The organism is Streptomyces sp. NPDC018019 (assembly GCF_044327805.1).
Taxonomy (GTDB): domain Bacteria; phylum Actinomycetota; class Actinomycetes; order Streptomycetales; family Streptomycetaceae; genus Streptomyces.
The window spans coordinates 297,615-317,025 of sequence record NZ_JBIRGD010000008.1 but is presented as its reverse complement, the minus strand read 5'-3'; the positions used below and the strand labels follow the sequence as shown (position 1 = coordinate 317,025).

Genomic DNA, 19,411 nt, shown 5'->3' with positions numbered 1-19,411 from the left:
CGTTCGGCGTTTCCGCTTTCCGTTTCCGGCTCCCTGCTGGAGCGGGCCGGCCGTCCGGCTTTCGCTTTCCGGCCTTTCCGACGTTATCAGATCCGATTTCCGGTCCGTGCTGGACGGAATTCGCTTCCGATTCCCCGTCGGCGGGGTGTGGTTACGCCTTTCGGCGTGATCACTACTTTAGTCGAATTCCCGGTCGGCTCATAATCGGGCCACGGGGTCGAATTTCGGCAAGCGAAACAGGACCCCGCCGGGGTGATCGTTCGTAGGTAGTGGGTTCGCGTCGCTCGACGGCCTGCGCAGACAGCGCTGCCCGTTTCAAGCGGCTCGGGCCACGTTAGGCGGTCGGCGGGGCAGAGTCAAGCAGCCCTGCTCCGGCGCTTGCGCGGCACATGCGCCCGGTACGGGCTGACGGTGGGATCGCCGTCGATCCAGAAGCGCCACGGGTGCACGGCCCCCTCACCGCTGATGCCCGTACGCGGCCCGTTGCGCACCTCGGCGGCGTCCGCCTGGTGCCCCTGGAGGACGGTGAGCGGCTGGTCCGGGTCGGTGGAGCAGATGTCCGTACCGTCCAGGGATCGGTCGATGTCGAGGGCGGTGGCGAGCCGGGCCGGGCCCTTGGCCAGTTCGCGCGTGTTGCGTGCCTTCGGCCGGCGGGCGGCGGCCTGCTCCGTACCGGTGAGCACCTCGCCGGCCCGCAGCAGGACACCGCTGGCGGTGCCTTCCTTGTTGCAGACCAGGTTGAGGCTGAACCACATGCCGTAGATGAAGTACACGTACGCGTGACCGGGCGGGCCGAACATGGAGGCGTTGCGCGCGGTGCGGCCCCGGTAGGCGTGCGAGCCCGGGTCGGACGACCCGTTGTATGCCTCCACCTCCGTGATGCGCAGCTCGATGGGGCCTTGTGGGGTACGGCGTACGAGGGTGCGGCCGAGCAGCTCAGGCGCGACGTCCAGGACGGGACGGTCGAAGAAGTCCCGCGTGAGCGGCCGGCGGTCCGGTGCGACGATCATGCGGATCAAGGGTAACGGAGAGCGACGCGAACCATCGGGTGAGCCACTGGCCACCAGGGCCCTCCGGTTGGGAAGGTGTGGCGCACGGAACCGGAACGCGCCGCCCGGCGTGGGTAGGGACCGGGTCGGGCCACCGGGTTCCCGGCGCATCGCACGAGGCACAGGCATCTGCCTGGGAAGGACGAGCATGGGGTTCAAGAAGCTGCTGGCCAGCTTGGGGGCCGGAGGCGCATCGGTGGAGACGGTGCTCTTCGAGGAGAACGTCGTGCCGGGCGGGGTCGTGCAGGGCGAGGTGCGGATCCAGGGCGGTTCGGTCGCCCAGCAGATCGAGGGGCTGTCGGTGGGCCTCCAGGCGCGCGTCGAGGTCGAGGGCGGCGAGGAGGAGTACAAGCGGGACGTCGAGTTCACCAAGTTGCGGCTCGGCGGGGCCTTCGAGGTGCAGGCCGGTGCGGTGCACACGGTTCCCTTCGGGCTGGAGATCCCGTGGGAGACGCCGGTGACCACGTTCCTGGGCCAGCAGCTGCACGGGATGCACGTCGGGGTGACCACGGAGCTGGCGATCGCCCGTGCGGTGGACTCCGGTGACCTCGATCCGGTCAACGTCCACCCGCTGCCGGCGCAGCAGGCCCTGCTGGACGCCTTCGGCCGGCTCGGGTTCCGGTTCAAGAGCGCGGACCTGGAGCAGGGGCACATCCGGGGCACCCGGCAGCGGCTGCCGTTCTACCAGGAGATCGAGTTCCACGCGCCGCAGCAGTACCGGGGCCTGAACCAGGTGGAGCTGTCCTTCGTCGCGGACGACCGCGAGATGGACGTGGTGCTGGAGATGGACAAGAAGCCGGGGCTCTTCAGCGAGGGCAGCGACACGTACCGCTCGTTCGTCATGCCGCTGGACGGGTACCAGGGGACCGACTGGGCGGCGTACCTGAACCAGTGGCTGGCCGAGGTCGGCGGCAAGCGGAACTGGCTCTGAGACGAGGTGTCCGGCCGGGGGTGATCCACAGGCTCTAACCTGGCCGGACAGGTGTCCATTCGCGATTAGGAGGTGCCCAGGTGTCCGAGCTCAAGCGCCGGCCGCTCCCGCACGATTTCCATCCGCCGGTGGCCGGGTTCACCGTGGTGAGCGACGAGCTGACCGACGGCGGCCCGCTGCCGTCGGCGCAGGTGCAGGCGGAGGGCAACACCTCGCCGCACCTGCGGTGGGAGGGCGCGCCGGAGGGGACCCGCAGCTACGCCGTCACCTGCTTCGACCCGGACGCGCCGACCGGCAGCGGTTTCTGGCACTGGTCGGTCTTCGACATCCCCGCGTCGGTCACCGAGCTGCCCGCGGGCGCCGGTACCGGTGACATGAAGGGGCTGCCTCAGGGCGCCGTCCACGTACGCAACGACGCGGGTTCGCGGGACTTCACGGGTGCGGCGCCGCCGCCCGGTGACGGGCCGCACCGCTACGTCTTCACCGTGTACGCGGTGGACCAGGAGAAGCTGGGGCCGGACGCGGACGCGACGCCGGCCGTGGTCGGCTTCAACCTGCGTTTCCACGCGATCGGGCGGGCGCAGTTGATCGGCGAGTACGAGGTGCCGACCGAAGGCTGAGCAGCGGGCCGGTGTCCGGACCGCGGCCCTGTGCGGCCGTGCGGACGCCGGCCCCGCAAGCCGGTGCCCGGATCCCGGCCGGGGTTCGGGCACCGGCTTTAATTCCGTTGCGCCCCGGCGCTTTCGCTCGCACAGTGGTGCTTGACCGGCGAACGGCTCGCGGTTCAACCGTCGGGCAGCCGGCACCGCAGCGGCGGAGGCGGTGGGGCGCAGGTGTGTCGCCCGCCGCCTGCCGGAGTCCGTTTTCGTGTCGGACGGCCGCGTCGGCTGCCATACGCTCCGGGGTCCCGGCGAACGCACGGGGGTGGGGCCCCGGAGCGCGCCGCCCGTTGCGCGCCGCCCCGCGCTCTCTCCCGCCCCTCCTCGCGCCCCCGTACCTTCACCTCCCCGTCATCTGGCATCTCCCTTGTGGCGTGCGGAAATTGCGTTGTCCAGGGGATCACTGGAGCTGCACAGTGGAGCCACTTCGCCGTGCGGCGAACGGGGACCGGGAGGTGGACGGGATGCGCGAGACACTGGTGCTCAACGCCAGCTTCGAGCCGCTGGCGACGGTGTCGCTGCGGCGCGCGGTGGTGCTGGTCATGCAGGACAAGGCCGTGGTCGAGCAGGCGCATCCGGGACTGCGGCTCCGGGCCGCCGCGGTGGAGGTGCCGGTGCCGCAGGTGATCCGGCTCAGCAGGTACGTACGGGTGCCGTTCCGAAGACAGGCGGCGTGGTCGCGGCGCGGCGTCCTGGTACGGGACCAGCACCGGTGCGCGTACTGCGGCCGGCGGGCGACGACCGTGGACCACATCGTGCCGCGCTCGCGCGGCGGCGGCGACGACTGGCTGAACACGGTCGCGTCCTGCGCCGAGGACAACCACCGCAAAGCGGACCGGACGCCGGAGCAGGCGGGAATGCGGCTGCTGACCCGGCCGTTCGAGCCGACGCCCGCGGACGCGCTGGTGGCGGCGCTGGCCGGAACCGTACGGGAGGAGCTGCCGGCCTGGCTGGGGCTGCCCGCGTAAGCCCGTACGGACCTACTTCAGCAGCAGCTGGCTGATCGCCGCGATGCCAACCGCGACGATCACCCCGCGCAGCACGGCAGGCGGCAGCCTGCGCCCGATCCGCGCGCCGAGCAGCCCGCCGAGGGCCGAGCCCACGGCGATCAGGACGACGGCGAGCCAGTCGAAGTGCGCGACGAAGAGGAAGAAGAGTGCCGCGACGGCGTTGACGAGCAGGGTCAGCACGTTCTTGACCGCGTTGATGCGCTGGAGGCCGTCGCCGAGCAGCAGGCCCATCAGGGACAGGTAGATGACGCCCTGGGCGGCACCGAAGTAGCCGCCGTAGATGCTCGCGAGGAACAGGCCGGTCAGCAGCAGGGCACCACCGTCCGCACGGGCGGTGGTGCCGTTGCGTTCGCGGCGGGCACGCAGCGCGGAGGCGAGCCGGGGCTGGACGACCACGAGGACGAGGGCGACGGCGATCAGGGCGGGCACGATCGCGTCGAAGGCGTCCGAGGGCAGTGCCAGGAGGAGGGCCGCGCCGATCAGGCCGCCGGCCAGGGCGACGGCCGCGAAGCGCAGTATGCGGCGGCCCTGGCCGGCCAGTTCGCGGCGGTAGCCGATCGCGCCGCTGAGCGAACCGGGCACCAGGCCGAGGGAGTTGGAGACGTTGGCGGTGACCGGTGGCAGACCGGTGGCCAGCAGGACCGGGAAGGTGATCAGGGTCCCGGAGCCGACGACGACGTTGATCGCACCGGCGGCGCCGCCCGCGGCGAAGACGGCGAGCGCTTCCCAGACGGTCATACGGGCTCCCTCGGCATGATCGGTACGGTCCGGCCCGATCATGCACCAGGGCCCGTACCCGGGGACAGCGCTTCCTGTGCGCCGGCGGGTACGGGCCCTGGGCGGGGCCGTGTCAGTCGATGGGCGGCTGTTCGCGGTGCGGGGCCGGCTTGGTCATGCCAGGGCCGCCGGCCGGGGCGCCGCCCGCGGGGTTGAAGCTGTTGATGGCGCCGCCGAGGCCCTTGAGGGCGTCGCCGATCTCGCTGGGCACGATCCAGAGCTTGTTGGCGTCGCCTTCGGCGATCTTCGGCAGCATCTGGAGGTACTGGTACGACAGCAGCTTCTGGTCCGGGTCGCCGGCGTGGATGGACTCGAAGACCACCCGGATCGCCTGGGCCTCGCCCTCGGCGCGCAGCGCGGCGGCCTTGGCCTCACCTTCGGCACGCAGGATCGAGGACTGCTTCTCGCCTTCGGCGGTGAGGATCTGGGACTGCCGGACACCTTCGGCCTGGAGGATCGCCGCGCGCTTGTCACGGTCGGCGCGCATCTGCTTCTCCATCGAGTCCTGGATGGAGGTCGGCGGCTCGATCGCCTTGAGCTCGACGCGGTTGACGCGGATGCCCCACTTGCCGGTGGCCTCGTCCAGGACGCCGCGCAGCGCCGCGTTGATCTCCTCGCGGGAGGTCAGGGTCCGCTCCAGGTCCATGCCGCCGATGATGTTGCGCAGCGTCGTGACGGTCAGCTGCTCGATGGCCTGGATGTAGCTGGCGACCTCGTACGTCGCGGCGCGCGCGTCGGTGACCTGGTAATAGATCACGGTGTCGATGTTGACGACCAGGTTGTCCTGGGTGATCACCGGCTGCGGTGGGAACGGTACGACCTGTTCGCGCAGGTCGATGCGGTTGCGGATGGAGTCGATGAACGGCACGACGATGTTCAGGCCCGCGTTGAGGGTGCGGGTGTAGCGGCCGAAGCGCTCCACGATGGCGGCGCTGGCCTGCGGGATGACCTGGATCGTCTTGATGAGTGCGATGAACACGAGCACCACCAGGACGATCAGGACGATGATGATCGGTTCCACTGCGGCTCCCGGTACCCCTCGGTGACTGGCTGCGGCGGCCTGGGCCGGCCTTCTGCTTGATCGAGTCTTTCAGAGCGACCGGCCGGCACGCAGGCGGTTCGGCTCATCGGTGCGCTCGTACGACGACTGGCTCGAACTCTCACATGACGACCGCCGTGGCGCCCTCGATCTCCACCACGTCCACCTGCTGGCCCGGCTCGTAGACCTGGTCGGCGTCGAGCGCACGGGCCGACCAGACCTCGCCGCCCAGTTTGACCCGGCCGCCGGCGGCGTCGACCCGTTCCAGCACCGTGGCCGAGCGGCCCTTGAGGGCGTCGATTCCCGATGCCAGACGCGGGCGCTCGGTCCGGTGGCGGTTGGCGATGGGGCGGACCACCGCGATGAGCGCGACCGAGACGGCCGCGAAGACGATGAACTGCATGACCGTGCCGCCGCCGAGCCCCGCGGTCACGGCTCCCGCGACGGCGCCGACCGCGAGCATCCCGAACTCGGGCATCGCGGTCACGACGAGCGGAATGCCCAGTCCCACGGCGGCGACGAGCCACCACACCCATGGATCCACGCCTTCATGGTAGATCCGCCGGACGGCCCGGGACAGGGGCCGTCCGGCCGGGAAGTGGTCCGCGGTGTCAGGAAAGCGGCAGGCCCTGGGCGGTCCAGCGGTCGCCGTTGCGCTCGACGACCAGCGGCAGGCCGAAGCAGCGCGAGAGGTTGCCGGAGGTCAGCTCCAGGTCGAGCGGTCCGGCGGTGAGCACCTTGCCCTGGCGGATCATCAGGACGTGGGTGAAGCCCGGCGGGATCTCCTCGACGTGGTGCGTGACCATGATCATGGAGGGGGCGTACGGGTCGCGGGCGAGCCGGCCGAGGCGGCGTACGAGGTCCTCGCGGCCGCCGAGGTCGAGGCCGGCCGCGGGCTCGTCCAGGAGGAGCAGTTCCGGGTCGGTCATCATGGCGCGGGCGATCAGGGTGCGCTTGCGCTCGCCCTCGGAGAGCGTGCCGAACTTCCGGTCGAGGTAGTCGTTCATGCCGAGGCGGTCGAGGAAGGCGCGGGCCCGCTGCTCGTCGATGTCCTCGTACTTCTCGCGCCAGCCGGCGGTCATGCCGTACGCGGCGGTGAGCACGGTCTGCAGGACGGTCTGGCTGCGCGGCAGCTTGTCGGCGAGCGCGATGCCGGCCACGCCGATGCGCGGGCGCAGGTCGAAGACGTCGACCTTGCCGAGCGTCTCACCGAGGATCGTGGTGGTCCCGGTGCTCGGGAAGAGGTAGCTGGAGGCGACGTTGAGCAGGGTGGTCTTGCCGGCGCCGTTGGGGCCGAGGATCACCCAGCGCTCGCCCTCCTTGACCGACCAGGAGACCTGGTCCACCAGAGCCCGTCCGTCGCGGACCACGGATACGTCCACCAGCTCCAGCACATCGCTCATGAGCGCGTTGTCTCCCATTGCATATCGGTCGTCTCGTGCGCCTGTGGGCGCATCCCCCCTGCAAACCTACGCCACTCGATGTCAGTGCCTGTCCTTAGGCTGGGGAGCATGCTCGATGAACCTCGTTCGGGACGCCTGGCCGCGTGGGGAAATGCCCTGTTGGCCGGGCTTGTCTCACCTGATGAAGCCGTGCAGCGGATCGCGGACGACGACGCGGTGCACCGCGTGCGGGGCCTGCCCGGGGAGCCGGGCCCGGTCGGGCTGACGCTCGCGCTGGGGCGGCTGCGGGCGCTGGGGGCGACGGGCCTGCGGGTGGCGCTGCCGGCGCCGGGGCACCCGCTGGGGCTGAGCGGCCCGCCGGAGTTCAACGCGCGGGCGATGGAGGCCGAGGAGGCGGTGCTGGCGTCCGGGGCCGCGCTGGGCCTGGTCCCGGAGGTGTTCGAGTCCGGTCCCGAGGGCTCGGCCGTGGCGCGCGCCGACGTGCACGTCGAAGTGGTGTGGCACTGCCTCGCCGTACGGGACGCGCCGCCGGCCGACGTGCCCTCGCTCGGCGAGGCGGAGCGGGAGCTGGCGGAGGCGCTGCGGGAGGCGACGGAGGTGCTCTCCCGGCTGGACGTGGCCGGGTCCGGCCCGGTCGCCCAGGCGGCGCTGGAGGCGTACCGCGCGCGGGCCGAGGCGGGCCGGCAGGTGCTGGCGCCCGGCTATCCGCCGCGGGCGGTGCGGGTGCTGGAGCTGGCGCAGCGGGTCGGCGCGCTCATCGGCATCGCGCAGGGCGCCGGCGGGGACGGGCGGGAGCACGGCGGGGCGGTGAGCGCGTCCGAGATGGCGGCGCGGGCCGAGGCGCTGCGCCCGGTGGAGCGCACGGCCCGGCGCGCGCAGGTCGCGGCGTACAACGCGTATGTGGAGGAGGCGGAGCGGCGCCGGAGGTGACCGGGCCGGGGCGGCGGCCGGGGCCGCTGCCGTACGGGGAAGACCCCGGCCGACCGGGTGCGGTCGGGCGGGGCCTTCGGGAGGACGCGGTGCTGCCGCGGTCCGGGCGCCGTGGCTCGGTGGCGGTGGCTCAGTGGCCGTGGCTCAGTGGTTGGCGGCGGTGTTGTGGTGGGCCGGGTTGAGGAGGCCCACGACGTCGATGGTGTTGCCGGAGACGTTCACCGGCACGTTCACGGGGACCTGGACGAGGTTGCCCGACAGGACGCCGGGGGACTTGGCGGCCGCGCCGTTGGCGTGCGCGTTACCGGTCGCGGCGGCGGAGCCGGCGGCGGCACCGGCGGCCAGTCCGGCGGTGGCGAGGACGAGGGCGGCCTTCTTGGCGGTGTTCATGTAGGTGTTCCTCACGTGTCGGCGCGGGGCCGGGATGGTGGTGGAGTACTCGCTGCGGCCGGTCCGCCGGCGGTGGGCGCCGGGCGGCCGGCCGTGCCGGGCCGTCAGGAGTTGTGGCTGCGGTTCCCGAAGGCCGGGTTCAGGGCGCCGATGACGGTGACGGTGTTGCCCGAGACGTTCACCGGGATGTGCACCGGGACCTGGAGCAGGTTGCCGGAGGCGACACCGGGGGAGTTCACGGCGTGGCCCTGGGCGACGCCCTGCGCGGAGGCGATACCGGCACCGGCGAAGGCGAGCCCGCCCGTGGCGATCGTGACGGCCACGGCCCTCTTGATGTTCTTCACTTCTCTTGACCTCTCCTGACGACGTCCGCGGTCGACTTCCGCGGCACGCCATGGAGAACGGCCGGGCGCCGGGCGGGTTGCGCCACATGGGTGACGTCCACCCGACGGTATGAATCTCGGATGGGATGACACCGGACCGGCCCGCGCCCTGATAGTCCGATCACGGCCGGTGCCGCGTCCCGGCCGGGACGCGGCACCGGCTTCTTCAGGCCCCGATGCCGTGCCGGACCGCCCAGAGGGCCGCCTGCGTCCGGTCGGCCAGGTCGAGCTTCATCAGGATGTTCGACACATGGGTCTTGACGGTCTTCTCGGAGAGCACCAGCGTCCGGGCGATCTCGCGGTTGGAGCGGCCGTCCGCGATCAGGGCGAGCACCTCGCGCTCCCGGTCGGTCAGCGAAGTGCCGCGCCCCTGCCCGTTGTTGCCCTCCTCCTGGGCGAGCAGCGCGCCGGCCACCTCGGGCTGGAGCAGGACGTGCCCGGCGTGTACGGAGCGGATGGCGCCGGCCAGCGCCTCCGGGTCCACGTCCTTGTAGACGTAGCCCGCCGCGCCCGCGCGGAGCGCCGGGACGACGGTGCGCTGCTCGGTGAAGCTGGTGACGACCAGCACGCGTGCCGGGTTGTCCAGTTCGCGCAGCTTGCGCAGCGCCTCGATGCCGTCCATGCCCGGCATCTTGACGTCCATGAGGACGATATCCGGGCGCAGTTGCTCGGCGGCGGCGATGCCCTCGGCACCGTCGGACGCCTCCCCCACCACCTCGATGTCGTCCTGGACTTCCAGGAATGTCCGCAGCCCGCGGCGGACGACCTGATGGTCGTCGACCAGGAGAACCCGGATCGCCTGCCCGGCACCCGCCACCGCGCCGCCCCTCTCGTCTTCACCCACCGGGTACCTCCATCTCCACAGCGGTGCCCTTGCCGGGCTCCGATTCCACGGTGAGCCGGCCGCCGACGCCGCTCGCCCGGTCACGCATCGACACCAGTCCCAGATGCCGCCCGGCGCGCCGCACCGCGCCGGGCTCGAAGCCGCGGCCGTCGTCGGCGACGCGCAGCAGGGCGCCCTGGCCGCGCCGTACGAGGGTCACCTCGACCCGGTCGGCGCGGGCGTGCCGCAGCGCGTTGTGCAGGGCTTCCTGGGCGACGCGCAGCAGCGCCTCCTCCTGGGCGGCCGGCAGAGCCCGTACACCCCGGGCCTCGAAGGTGACGCGGGCGTGGTGGGCGCGGTCGAGGACCTGGGCCTGCGAGCGCAGGGTGGCGACCAGGCCGTCCTCGTCCAGGGCGGCGGGCCGCAACTCGACGACCGCCGCCCGCAGTTCGTCGGCGGCCTCCGCGGCGAGGGCGGCGACCTGCTGCAACTCGCCCTTGGCGCGCGCCGGGTCGCGGTCCACGAGGGCGGTGGCGGCCTGTGCGGTCAGCCGCAGCGAGAAGAGCTTCTGGGCGACGGCGTCGTGCAGTTCGTGGGCGAGCCGGGCCCGCTCCCCCGCGATGGTCAGCTCGCGGCTGCGCTCGTACAGGCGGGCGTTGGTCAGCGCGATGGCGGCGTGCTGGGCGAGTATGCCGAGCAGCCGTTCGTCCTCGGCGGTGAAGCCGCAGCCGCCCGCGGGCTTGGGGCACCGTTTGTTGGCGAGGAAGAGCGCGCCGAGGATCTCGTCGCCGTCGGCGACCGGCATGCCGATGAAGTCGGACATGTCGGGGTGCGCCGCGGGCCAGCCGCCGAAGCGCGGGTCGGCGCGGACGTCGGCGAGCCGTTCCGGGGTGGCGTTGTGCAGCATCGCGGCGAGGATGCCGTGCTGGCGCGGCAGCGGGCCGATGGCCTTCCACTGCTCCTCGCTGACGCCGTCGACCACGAACTGCGCGAAGCCGCCGTGGTCGTCGGGGACGCCGAGGGCGGCGTACTCGGCGTCGAGCAGTTCGCGGGCGGAGGCGACGATCGTCTTGAGGACGTCGCGCACCTCCAGGTGCCGGCTCATGGCGAGGATCGCGCTGCTCACGGCGGGGATCCCGGCGCCCGGCCCGTCTCCCGGCCCGTGTCCGTCTCCCGGTCCGTTGGTCATGGCATCACGGTACCGGCGGGCGGTGACAGCCGTATCGGACCACCGTCGGCCTCCGCTTAGGCCGTCGGGACTAGGCCGAAGTGCCCTGGTCCGGCCCGCCCGCTGCCCGAGGTGGCCGGGCCGCCCCGTTCCTAGCGTGGGCGGTACGGACGCACGTCGAGGTGGAGAGGCGGGACGGGGCCATGCCGGTGGCGGTCATCACGGGGGCATCGAAGGGGCTGGGGCGCGCGCTGGGCGCGGCGCTGGCCGGGCGCGGCTGGGATCTGGTGGTGGACGCCAGGTCGGCCGGGCCGCTGGAGGACGCGGCGCGGGGGATGCGCCGGGCGGGGGCGCGGGTGGTGGCGCTGCCCGGTGACGTGACGGACGCCGGGCACCGGACGGCGCTGGTGGCCGCAGCGCGGGAGCTGGGCGGGCTGGACCTGCTGGTGAACAACGCGAGCGTGCTGGGCGCGGAGCCACTGGTGCGGCTGGAGGAGCATCCGCTCGACGGGCTGCGGGCGGCGCTGGAGGTCAATGCGGTGGCGCCGCTGGGGCTCGTACAGGAGGCGCTGCCGCTGCTGCGGGCGTCGTCGCTCTACGGGACGTCCGCGCCTTCCTCTTATATAGGGGACGGCAATGACTCTTCTTCTTATAAGGGGACGGAAGCCCGCGAAAACGGGGAAACGACCTTGCGGGGTGCGGGCTCCGGTGGGGCCGTGCTGAACATCAGCTCCGACGCGGCGGCCGAGGCGTACGAGACCTGGGGCGGTTACGGGGCGGCGAAGGCGGCGCTCGACCAGCTCTCGGCGGTGCTGGCGGTCGAGGAGCCGGGGCTGCGGGTGTGGTGGGTGGATCCGGGCGACATGCGGACGGATCTGTACGCGGCGGCCGTGCCCGGCGACGACTCCGCCCGCCCGCTGCCCGAGACGGTCGTACCGGCGCTGCTGCGGCTGCTGGACGCGGGCGCGGCCAGCGGGCGGTACGCGGCCCCCGGCCTGCTGGACGGTGCCCGGTGACCGCCGAGGTGCTGCGGGTACCGCCGGAGCTGTCGGCGCGGGAGCCGGTCGAGCAGCGGGCACCCGGCCAGGACCGGGACGCGGTGCGCCTGCTGGTCAGCCGGGGCACGGCGGAGCCGGCGCACCACGCGTTCCGGGAGCTGCCGCGGCTGCTGTCGGCCGGGGACGTCCTGGTGGTGAACACCTCGCGGACCCTGCCGGCGGCGCTGGACGGCCGACTCGGGGACGGCCGGGGCCGCGGCGAGCCGGTGGTGGTGCACTTCTCGACGCGTGCCGACCGGCGGCATCCGCGGCCGGAGGCGGTGGCCGGGGACTGGGTGGTGGAGCTGCGGACGCCGGACGGCTGCGGCAGTACCCGGGAGCGGGCGGGCGGTCCGGCGGGCACGGTGGTGCGGCTGCCGGGCGGTGCGCGGCTGATGCTGCGGGCGCCGGTGGACCCCGGGGGCGTACGGCTGTGGTGGGCGCGGGTGTCCGGGGCGCCGGTCCTGGACGTCATGCGCCGGTACGGGCGGCCGATCCGCTACGGCTACACGGACCGGGACCAGCCGCTGGACGCGTACCGGACGGTGTTCGCGGTGGGCTCGCCGGACGGCGGCGGCAGCGCGGAGATGCCGAGCGCGGCCCGGCCGTTCACCGCGTCCCTGGTGGCGCGGCTGGTCAGCAGGGGCGTGCAGATCGCGCCGGTGACGCTGCACACGGGGGTGGCGTCGGCGGAGGCGTACGAGCCGCCGTACCCGGAACGCTTCGCGGTACCGCCGTCCACGGCGTGGCAGGTGAACGCGGCGCGGGCGGGCGGCGGAAAGATCGTCGCGGTGGGGACGACGGCCGTGCGGGCGCTGGAGAGCGCCGCCGGCGCGGACGGGCGCATCCGGGCGGCGGCCGGGTGGACGGAGCTGGTCGTCACCCCGGAGCGCGGGGTGCGGGCGGTGGACGGGCTGCTGACCGGGCTGCACGAACCGCAGGCGTCGCACCTGCTCATGCTGGAGGCGGTGGGGCGGGCGGCGGCCGGCGCGGGGTTCGGGGGCGCGCTGCGCCGGGCGTACGCGGAGGCCGTGCGCCACCGCTATCTGTGGCACGAGTTCGGGGATCTCCACCTCATCCTGCCCTCCTGAACACCAGACTCGGAGCATGTCGACACCAACGAGGAACTGGGCACCGACCCACGGCGATCCCTACCGGTCGGTGCCGTACCACCCCGAGCGGATGCCGGCCGGCGAATCGCTGGCCCGCGCCGCCGAGCTGCGGGAGCGGATGGACCGGCGGCGGACCGTACGGCAGTTCTCCGCCGACCCGGTGCCGGAGCAGGTGGTGAAGGACGCCATCGCCTGCGCGGCCACCGCGCCGTCCGGGGCGCACCAGCAGCCCTGGACGTTCGTCCTGGTCAAGGATCCGGAAGTGCGGCGGCACATCCGGGAGGCAGCGGAGGAGGAGGAACGCATCTCCTATGCCGGGCGGCTCGGCGAGGAGTGGCTGGCGGCGCTGCGCCCGCTGGGTACGGACGAGATCAAACCGCATCTGACCGACGCGCCCCACCTGATCGTCGTCTTCCAGCAGCGGTACTGGCTGGGCGAGGACGGCACCCGGCACAAGCACTACTACGTGGACGAGTCGGTGGGCATCGCGGTCGGCATGCTGCTGTCCGCGCTGCACCTGTCCGGCCTGGCGGCCCTGGTGCACACGCCGAGCCCGATGCGCTTCCTCCAGGAGGTGCTGGGGCGGCCCGCCAACGAGAAGGCGTTCGCGGTGATCCCGGTGGGATATCCGGCCGAGGACTGCCGGGTACCGGATCTCGTCCGAAAGTCCCTGGACCAGGTGCTGGTGGAGATCTAATTCACTGACGGACTGTGCGAGTGCAATCACACCGGGCAACTAAACCTCTTGCCCGGTGTGACGCCGCGCATAGGACCCAGGTCACTTACGAACGGCATTAGTGGCCCGGTGACGCGGCTACGACTTTTGGATGATGCGGGGTATACCTGCGGCGGACCCGGACCTGACGCCGGGATGAGCCGGTGGTGACGCGATATCCACACCCCGGGTTCCACTAACCGGGATCGTAATTCGGCTCTTTGCTCAGCTAATTTCCGGCCGCTAACAATGACTGCCGTCGCTCGGCGCCGTGGACAGAACTCGGCGTTCACCGCCTTTCCCGGCCACAGCGGCGCAACCCATTGGAAGAGGTCTAACTCCGCATGCCCAAGCACGCCATTCCCGGCTACGCCCGCCTGAACCGGACGCACAAGCTCTCGGCCGCCGGCGTCGCCGCGACCGGTGCGGCCGCGCTGGTCTTCGCCCTCGTCCCGGGTTCGGCGGACGCCGGGCAGAACGACCAGGCAGCCGTCCAGAACATCAAGCCGGTCGCCTTCAGCGCGGTCGACAACGCCGCCAAGACCCAGCAGGACACCATCGGCAAGCAGGCGGACGCCTCCGCCCAGCAGGCCGAGAAGGACGCCGCCGAGGCCAAGAAGAAGGCCGAGGACGAGGCCAAGGCCAAGCAGGAGGCCGACGCCAAGGCCAAGGCCGACCAGGAGCGCAAGGACCAGGAGGCCGCGAGCCGGTCCGCCGACCGCGCCGCCGCCCCGGCCCCGGAGCCGGCCAAGACGTACAGCAACGACCTGGACGGCTGGATCCGGGAATCGCTGGACATCATGCAGAAGCACGGCATCCCCGGCTCGTACGACGGTCTGTACCGCAACATCATGCGGGAGTCGACCGGCAACCCGCAGGCCGTCAACGGCTACGACTCCAACGCGCAGCAGGGCACCCCGTCCAAGGGCCTGCTCCAGGTGATCGACCCGACCTTCCAGGCGTACCACGTCGAGGGCACCTCCTGGGACATCTTCGACCCGGTCGCCAACATCGTCGCCGCCTGCAACTACGCGGCCGCGACCTACGGCTCGATGGACAACGTGAACTCCGCGTACTGAGCCGGACGCACAGACGCCGAGGGCGGCACCCGCTGCGGGTGCCGCCCTCGGCGTCTGCCGTGCCACGCGTTACTTGCGCATGACCTCCGGCTCGTGGCGGCGCAGCAGCCGGGCCACCACGAAGGCCAGGGCCACGCCGAGCGCCACGAGGATGACCAGGTCCATCGCGTAGACGCTCGCCTCGTGCTTCCACAGCGGGTCGGGGTTGCCCGCCTCCCACGGCAGCAGCGTGTTCATGTCGGCGGTCGCGCCCATCGCGGCCACCGCCCAGCGGGACGGCATCAGCCAGGCGACCTGGGCGACGCCGACCGTGTCGAAGAGCTGGAAGAGCACGCCGGTGAAGACGACCTGGACGATGGCGAACATGACCAGCAGCGGCATGGTTTTCTCGGCGGTCTTGACCAGCGCCGAGATGATCAGGCCGAACATCATCGAGGTGAAGCCGAGCGCGATGACCGCCAGCGCCATTTCGACGGCCGGCAGGTCCTTGAAGAGCACGCCCTCGGTGGGCATCTTGCGCGGGGTGAAGCCGATCGCCGCGATGATCACGCCCTGGATGGCGGTGACCACCCCGAGCACGATCACCTTGGACATCAGGTACGCGGACCGGGACAGGCCGGTGGCCCGTTCCCGCTCGTAGATGACCCGCTCCTTGATCAGCTCGCGGACCGAGTTGGCGGCGCCCGAGAAGCACATGCCGACCGCGAGGATCAGCATGATCGTGCTGGCGTCGCGGTTGGGGCCCTTGGGTCCGTACCCCAGGCCGTGCTGGCTGGGGATGAGGATGGAGACCACGCCGAGCACGGCCGGCAGGATCAGCATCAGGCCGAGGAAGCCGCGGTCGGAGGCGAGCACGGAGACGTAGCGCCGCATCAGGGTCCACAGCTGCGAGCCCCAGCTCTGCGACTTCTGCATCCGGACCGGGGGCGCCTGCACCGACACCGACTGCGGGGCGACGGCGTCGATGTCCGCGGCGTACATCTGGTAGTGCGGGGAGCCGCGCCAGCGGCCCATCCAGTCGTAGTCGCGGTAGTTCTCGAAGGCGGAGAAGACGTCCGCCCAGGAGTCGTACTGGAAGAAGTTCAGCGCCTCCTCCGGCGGGCCGAAGTAGGCCACGCCGCCGCCCGGCGCCATCACCAGCAGCTTGTCGCACAGCGCCAGCTCGGCCACGGAGTGGGTGACCACCAGGACCGTACGGCCGTCGTCGGCCAGGCCGCGCAGCAGCTGCATGACGTCACGGTCCATGCCCGGGTCCAGGCCGGAGGTCGGCTCGTCCAGGAATATCAGAGACGGCTTGGTCAGCAGCTCCAGGGCGACCGAGACGCGCTTGCGCTGGCCGCCGGAGAGGGAGGTGACCTTCTTGTCCTTGTGCACGTCCAGCTTCAGCTCGCGCAGCACCTCGTCGATCCGCGCGGTGCGCTCGGCCTCGGCGGTGTCGCCGGGGAAGCGCAGCTTGGCCGCGTACCTCAGGGCCTTCTGGACGGTCAGCTCCTTGTGGAGGATGTCGTCCTGCGGGACCAGGCCGATGCGCTGGCGCAGCTCGGCGAACTGCTTGTAGAGGTTGCGGTTGTCGTAGAGCACGTCGCCCTGGTCGGCGGGCCGGTAGCCGGTCAGCGCCTTGAGCAGGGTGGACTTGCCCGACCCGGACGGGCCGATCACCGCCACCAGGGACTTCTCCGGGACGCCGAAGGAGACGTCCTTGAGGATCTGCTTGCCGCCGTCGACGGTGACGGTCAGGTGGCGGGCCGAGAAGGAGACCTCGCCGGTGTCGACGAACTCCTCCAGCCGGTCGCCGACCAGCCGGAAGGTGGAGTGGCCGACGCCGATGATGTCGTTCGGGCCGACCGGCGCCCTGCCCGACTTCGGGACCGGCTGGCCGTTGATGTACGTGCCGTTGTGGCTGCCGAGGTCGTGGATCTCGAAGCGGCCGTCGGGCGTGGCCCGGAACTCGGCGTGGTGCCGGGAGACCTGGAGGTCGGAGACGACCAGCTCGTTCTCCAGCGCGCGGCCGATGCGCATGACGCGGCCGAGGTCGAGGCGGTGGAAGGTGGTCGGGCTGCGGTCGCCGTAGACCGGCGGGGCGGCGGCGTGGGACCGGTCGGCCGGCGGCTGCTGGGCCATCGGGGGGCGCTGGGCCGCGGGCCCGCCGTGGGGCGGCTGCTGGGCGTACGGGGCCTGCGGCGGCTGGTTCCAGCCCTGCTGCTGCGGGATCTGGTGGGCCGGGGCCTGATGGACGGGCGCCTGGTGGACCGGCGGCTGCTGGGCCTGCGGCGGCGCGGCCCAGCCCGGCCCGCCCTGGACCTGCGGCTGCGCCATCGCGGGCCGCGCGCTGTGCACGCCGGCGGCCGGCGCGGCGCTGCCCGACAGGGTCAGCCGCGGGCCGTCCGTGGCGTTGCCGAGGTGCACCGCGGAGCCGGGGCCGATCTCCATCTGGTGGATCCGCTGCCCCTGGACATACGTGCCGTTGGTACTGCCCTGGTCTTCGATGACCCAACTGTGCCCGCCCCAGCGGACGATGGCGTGCCGCCAGGAGACCCTGGCGTCTTCCAGCACCATGTCACCGTGCGGATCACGGCCCAGGCTGTAGGACCGGGACGGGTCGAGCGTCCAGGTCCGTCCGTTCAATTCGAGTACGAGTTCAGGCACTCCATGCCCCATTACATAGTCCCCCGAGTGACGCCCTGTATGGGAAGTCTAGGGATGGCGAACATCGTGAGGAACTATTTCAGGCGCGGTGCCCGGAGCCAAAAACCGGGCCGGACGAGGTCATGAGCCGTCCGCGTTGACGGCGGCGAAAGGCCCACGGAGAGTGGTAAGCGCCCACGGATACGCACGGATCATGGCATCCGGCGCGTTCGGGGCGACTCGGCTCGGATCGGGGGGCATCGATGACCGCCGGCAAGACCGCACGGATCCGCTGGGGCGACGTGCTGCTGTCCGCCGTCGCCGCCGTCAGCTGGGCGTTCCTGGCGATGGCCGGGGTGGCGGCGCTGGGGCTGCACCTGCTGGGCGCCGACTCGGCGGCGTCGCTCGGGCCGCTGACCGCCGCCGCGGTGGTGCTGGCCGTGGGCGGCTCGGTGACGCCGTCGGGCGATGTGAGCGCCTTCGGACTGGCGGGGCAGGCGGCCGAATCCGCCGTTGACATCGCCCCGTTGGGTGTGGGCCTGGTGGGCGCCCTGGTGCTGGGGTGGGTGTTCGCCCGGTCGCTGCGCCGGGCCGGCGCGACCGTCGGCCGGGGTGAACTGGGCGCGCGCGCCGGGACGTTGGCGGCCCTGTTCGTCGCGCTGCTGGCCTTCCTGGCCTGGGCCGGGCACGACTCCGTAACGATCGACGGCAAGACGCTGGCCGGGCTGGGCGGACTGGTCGGTGGCGGGGGCTCCGGGGGCGGCAGCGGCGACGGCGGGCTGCTCGACCGGCTGCGGGACGGCCTGGGCGGCCTCGGGACCGGCGACGGTGGCGGGCTGCCGGAGCGGATCGCCGACCTCATCGGCGCCGAGGCGTCCGTCGGGTTCGCGGTGGACACCGGGGCCTCGCTGACCGGCGGTGCGCTGTGGGTGCTGGGGGTGCTGGTGATCACGGTGGCGGCGGCCCGGCGGGCGCCGCTGCCCCGGGCGCTCACGGCGGCCCACCGCGTCGTGCGGCCCGCGGCGTCGGCGCTGGTCACGATGGTGCTGGTGGCGGTGGCGGCGGGTCTGGCGGCGGCCGGGTACGCGGCCGTCGGCGACGCCCATCCGCGGCGGGTGCTCGGCGCGGCGCTGCTCGCCGCGCCGAACGGGGTGTGGCTCGGCATTCCGCTGGGCCTCTTCGTCCCCTGGCACGGCAGCGCCTCCGGGGTGCTCACCCGGTTCCTGCCCGACCCCGTGGACCGGCTGCTCGACGGGCGGAACGCGGCGCAGCTGACCATCGGGCGGCTCGCCGAGCTGGACGGGCGGGTGTGGCTGCTGCCGGTGGCCGCCGCGCTGATGATGCTGCTCGCCGGGGTGCTCACGGCGGTCCGTACGCCGCGGGAGGGCGCCCGGACGCTGCCGTTCGCGCTGCGCTGCGCGGCCGGTCTGGGCGCGCTGACGGCGCTGGCGCTGCCGCTGCTGGTGCACCTGACCGGCGTGGCGGCGAACGCGAGCCTGTCCGTCTTCGGGTTCGACGCCTTCGGGGCGGGTCTGGAGCTTCGGGGGAGCGTACCGGCGGCGTTCGCGCTGGGCGCGGTGTGGGGTGCGGCGGCGGGCCTGGTGGGCGGCCTGCTGGCGTGCGCCACCGGGGCCGCCGGGCGGCGGGCCGTACGGCGGCCCGGCCGTGCGGGGCCACCGCCGGAGGACGTACGGGGGTACGGGCAGGGTTCCGACGCCCGTACGCAGCGGTACGGCCAGGACCACGCCGCCTCCATGCAGGAGTACGGCGGGCCGGGTTCCCGGGACTATCCCGACGCCGCCTACCGGCCCGGCCCGTACACCCCCTCCCCCGCGTACCGTCCCCCGCACGCCGACACGAACCCGTATATGCGCCCGCCGCAAGGTGCGGAGCCGTCCCCCGGCGGGGCGCCGCAGCGCAGGCGGGACTGGCCGGCCCCACCGCCGGAGCCGCCGCAGAGCTGGCCGTCCCCGCCGCAGGGGCCCCCGACGGAGACCCAGACCTGGCCGCCACCGCCCGGGCAGCCCCCGCACACCCGCGACTGGGGTCCGCCGCCCTCCGGGAACGCGGCGCCGACGGCGCGCCGCCCCGGAGCCAGGCCGCCGGGGACTCCCCCACCGCCCGATGCCCGCCCCACGGTGGGCGGCCACCGGCCGCCCCCTCCCCCGCGTCCCCCGGCGCCGCCCGAGCCGCGCGGCAAGCCCCGGCAGCGGCCGGAGGAGGACCCGCCCGACGGGCCACCGCCGCCCGGACGGCCGGGACGAGGCCGCTGAGCAGCGAA

Annotated in this window: 19 protein-coding genes; 9 read left to right on the top strand and 10 right to left on the bottom strand. The window is 72.8% G+C overall.

Translation table 11 applies throughout. The features are described 5' to 3' along the window. Positions 1-356: 356 nt before the first annotated feature. Positions 357-1,010: a DNA-3-methyladenine glycosylase gene (locus ACH4FX_RS16760; RefSeq protein ID WP_398479477.1), complete on the bottom strand. Its 654-nt coding sequence runs from the start codon at positions 1,008-1,010 to the stop codon at positions 357-359. 187 nt (positions 1,011-1,197) lie between these two features. Here ACH4FX_RS16760 and ACH4FX_RS16755 point away from each other — a divergent pair, with 187 nt between their 5' ends. The 3 genes from ACH4FX_RS16755 (at position 1,198) to ACH4FX_RS16745 (ending at position 3,607) form a co-directional block, all read left to right on the top strand. Continuing rightward, positions 1,198-1,980: a sporulation protein gene (locus tag ACH4FX_RS16755; protein WP_398479476.1), complete on the top strand. Its 783-nt coding sequence runs from the start codon at positions 1,198-1,200 to the stop codon at positions 1,978-1,980. An 80-nt stretch (positions 1,981-2,060) separates the two neighbouring features. Next, positions 2,061-2,600, top strand: coding sequence for a YbhB/YbcL family Raf kinase inhibitor-like protein (locus tag ACH4FX_RS16750; RefSeq protein WP_398479474.1), 540 nt, complete (start codon positions 2,061-2,063; stop codon positions 2,598-2,600). A 503-nt stretch (positions 2,601-3,103) separates the two neighbouring features. After that, positions 3,104-3,607, top strand: coding sequence for an HNH endonuclease (locus ACH4FX_RS16745; protein ID WP_398479472.1), 504 nt, complete (start codon positions 3,104-3,106; stop codon positions 3,605-3,607). 12 nt (positions 3,608-3,619) lie between these two features. On the opposite strand, the gene ACH4FX_RS16740 is transcribed toward ACH4FX_RS16745, so the two are convergent. The 4 genes from ACH4FX_RS16740 to ACH4FX_RS16725 all read right to left on the bottom strand — a co-directional run bounded on the left by ACH4FX_RS16740 (position 3,620) and on the right by ACH4FX_RS16725 (position 6,868). Continuing rightward, positions 3,620-4,387, bottom strand: a complete 768-nt coding sequence (locus tag ACH4FX_RS16740; protein WP_398479470.1) for a sulfite exporter TauE/SafE family protein — start codon at positions 4,385-4,387, stop codon at positions 3,620-3,622. A gap of 112 nt (positions 4,388-4,499) precedes the next feature. Then, positions 4,500-5,447 (bottom strand): SPFH domain-containing protein, encoded by a 948-nt coding sequence (locus ACH4FX_RS16735; protein WP_398479468.1) that lies wholly within the window; start codon positions 5,445-5,447, stop codon positions 4,500-4,502. A 139-nt stretch (positions 5,448-5,586) separates the two neighbouring features. Continuing rightward, positions 5,587-5,997: an NfeD family protein gene (locus ACH4FX_RS16730; protein ID WP_398479508.1), complete on the bottom strand. Its 411-nt coding sequence runs from the start codon at positions 5,995-5,997 to the stop codon at positions 5,587-5,589. 79 nt (positions 5,998-6,076) lie between these two features. After that, positions 6,077-6,868 carry an ABC transporter ATP-binding protein gene (locus ACH4FX_RS16725; RefSeq protein WP_398479466.1) on the bottom strand — a complete coding sequence of 264 codons (792 nt, stop codon included), beginning with the start codon at positions 6,866-6,868 and terminating at the stop codon, positions 6,077-6,079. 108 nt (positions 6,869-6,976) lie between these two features. Here ACH4FX_RS16725 and ACH4FX_RS16720 point away from each other — a divergent pair, with 108 nt between their 5' ends. Further along, on the top strand, positions 6,977-7,798 hold the full coding sequence (locus ACH4FX_RS16720; RefSeq protein WP_398479464.1) for a hypothetical protein: 822 nt from the start codon (positions 6,977-6,979) through the stop codon (positions 7,796-7,798). A 144-nt stretch (positions 7,799-7,942) separates the two neighbouring features. On the opposite strand, the gene ACH4FX_RS16715 is transcribed toward ACH4FX_RS16720, so the two are convergent. The 4 genes from ACH4FX_RS16715 to ACH4FX_RS16700 form a co-directional block, all read right to left on the bottom strand. Beyond that, complete coding sequence (locus ACH4FX_RS16715; RefSeq protein ID WP_398479462.1) at positions 7,943-8,188, bottom strand: chaplin family protein; 246 nt, start codon at positions 8,186-8,188, stop codon at positions 7,943-7,945. Between the two features lie 104 nt (positions 8,189-8,292). Continuing rightward, positions 8,293-8,532, bottom strand: coding sequence for a chaplin (locus ACH4FX_RS16710; RefSeq protein WP_398479460.1), 240 nt, complete (start codon positions 8,530-8,532; stop codon positions 8,293-8,295). A gap of 205 nt (positions 8,533-8,737) precedes the next feature. Then, on the bottom strand, positions 8,738-9,415 hold the full coding sequence (locus ACH4FX_RS16705) for a response regulator (protein WP_398479458.1): 678 nt from the start codon (positions 9,413-9,415) through the stop codon (positions 8,738-8,740). After that, on the bottom strand, positions 9,408-10,583 hold the full coding sequence (locus ACH4FX_RS16700) for a GAF domain-containing sensor histidine kinase (RefSeq protein WP_398479456.1): 1,176 nt from the start codon (positions 10,581-10,583) through the stop codon (positions 9,408-9,410). The genes ACH4FX_RS16705 and ACH4FX_RS16700 overlap by 8 nt, the downstream gene beginning before the upstream one ends. Positions 10,584-10,765: 182 nt before the next feature. Here ACH4FX_RS16700 and ACH4FX_RS16695 point away from each other — a divergent pair, with 182 nt between their 5' ends. The 4 genes from ACH4FX_RS16695 to ACH4FX_RS16680 all read left to right on the top strand — a co-directional run bounded on the left by ACH4FX_RS16695 (position 10,766) and on the right by ACH4FX_RS16680 (position 14,505). Continuing rightward, positions 10,766-11,578, top strand: coding sequence for an SDR family NAD(P)-dependent oxidoreductase (locus ACH4FX_RS16695; protein ID WP_398479454.1), 813 nt, complete (start codon positions 10,766-10,768; stop codon positions 11,576-11,578). Further along, the gene (locus tag ACH4FX_RS16690; RefSeq protein WP_398479452.1) at positions 11,575-12,690 is read left to right on the top strand and encodes an S-adenosylmethionine:tRNA ribosyltransferase-isomerase; all 1,116 of its coding nucleotides are present in this window, start codon (positions 11,575-11,577) and stop codon (positions 12,688-12,690) included. The genes ACH4FX_RS16695 and ACH4FX_RS16690 overlap by 4 nt, the downstream gene beginning before the upstream one ends. A 16-nt stretch (positions 12,691-12,706) precedes the next feature. Continuing rightward, positions 12,707-13,408 (top strand): nitroreductase family protein, encoded by a 702-nt coding sequence (locus tag ACH4FX_RS16685; protein WP_398479450.1) that lies wholly within the window; start codon positions 12,707-12,709, stop codon positions 13,406-13,408. Between the two features lie 362 nt (positions 13,409-13,770). Further along, positions 13,771-14,505, top strand: a complete 735-nt coding sequence (locus ACH4FX_RS16680) for a transglycosylase SLT domain-containing protein (RefSeq protein WP_398479448.1) — start codon at positions 13,771-13,773, stop codon at positions 14,503-14,505. 69 nt (positions 14,506-14,574) lie between these two features. On the opposite strand, the gene ACH4FX_RS16675 is transcribed toward ACH4FX_RS16680, so the two are convergent. Beyond that, entirely contained in the window at positions 14,575-17,163 is a 2,589-nt protein-coding gene (locus tag ACH4FX_RS16675) for an FHA domain-containing protein (protein ID WP_398479446.1), read from the bottom strand. Positions 17,164-17,393: 230 nt separating this feature from the next. Between ACH4FX_RS16675 and ACH4FX_RS16670 the strand changes: the two genes are divergently transcribed. Then, positions 17,394-19,403, top strand: coding sequence for a streptophobe family protein (locus ACH4FX_RS16670; protein ID WP_398479444.1), 2,010 nt, complete (start codon positions 17,394-17,396; stop codon positions 19,401-19,403). Positions 19,404-19,411: the final 8 nt, after the last annotated feature.

Excerpts from the sequence above, each read along its gene's own strand:
- ACH4FX_RS16760 (WP_398479477.1), bottom strand. The coding sequence starts at position 1,010 with ATGATCGTCGCACCGGACCGCCGGCCGCTCACGCGGGACTTCTTCGAC.
- ACH4FX_RS16685 (WP_398479450.1), top strand. The coding sequence starts at position 12,707 with ATGTCGACACCAACGAGGAACTGGGCACCGACCCACGGCGATCCCTAC.
- ACH4FX_RS16715 (WP_398479462.1), bottom strand. The coding sequence starts at position 8,188 with ATGAACACCGCCAAGAAGGCCGCCCTCGTCCTCGCCACCGCCGGACTG.
- ACH4FX_RS16725 (WP_398479466.1), bottom strand. The coding sequence starts at position 6,868 with ATGAGCGATGTGCTGGAGCTGGTGGACGTATCCGTGGTCCGCGACGGA.
- ACH4FX_RS16740 (WP_398479470.1), bottom strand. The coding sequence starts at position 4,387 with ATGACCGTCTGGGAAGCGCTCGCCGTCTTCGCCGCGGGCGGCGCCGCC.
- ACH4FX_RS16755 (WP_398479476.1), top strand. The coding sequence starts at position 1,198 with ATGGGGTTCAAGAAGCTGCTGGCCAGCTTGGGGGCCGGAGGCGCATCG.
- ACH4FX_RS16680 (WP_398479448.1), top strand. The coding sequence starts at position 13,771 with ATGCCCAAGCACGCCATTCCCGGCTACGCCCGCCTGAACCGGACGCAC.
- ACH4FX_RS16670 (WP_398479444.1), top strand. The coding sequence starts at position 17,394 with ATGACCGCCGGCAAGACCGCACGGATCCGCTGGGGCGACGTGCTGCTG.
- ACH4FX_RS16720 (WP_398479464.1), top strand. The coding sequence starts at position 6,977 with ATGCTCGATGAACCTCGTTCGGGACGCCTGGCCGCGTGGGGAAATGCC.
- ACH4FX_RS16745 (WP_398479472.1), top strand. The coding sequence starts at position 3,104 with ATGCGCGAGACACTGGTGCTCAACGCCAGCTTCGAGCCGCTGGCGACG.
- ACH4FX_RS16675 (WP_398479446.1), bottom strand. The coding sequence starts at position 17,163 with ATGGGGCATGGAGTGCCTGAACTCGTACTCGAATTGAACGGACGGACC.
- ACH4FX_RS16695 (WP_398479454.1), top strand. The coding sequence starts at position 10,766 with ATGCCGGTGGCGGTCATCACGGGGGCATCGAAGGGGCTGGGGCGCGCG.
- ACH4FX_RS16700 (WP_398479456.1), bottom strand. The coding sequence starts at position 10,583 with ATGACCAACGGACCGGGAGACGGACACGGGCCGGGAGACGGGCCGGGC.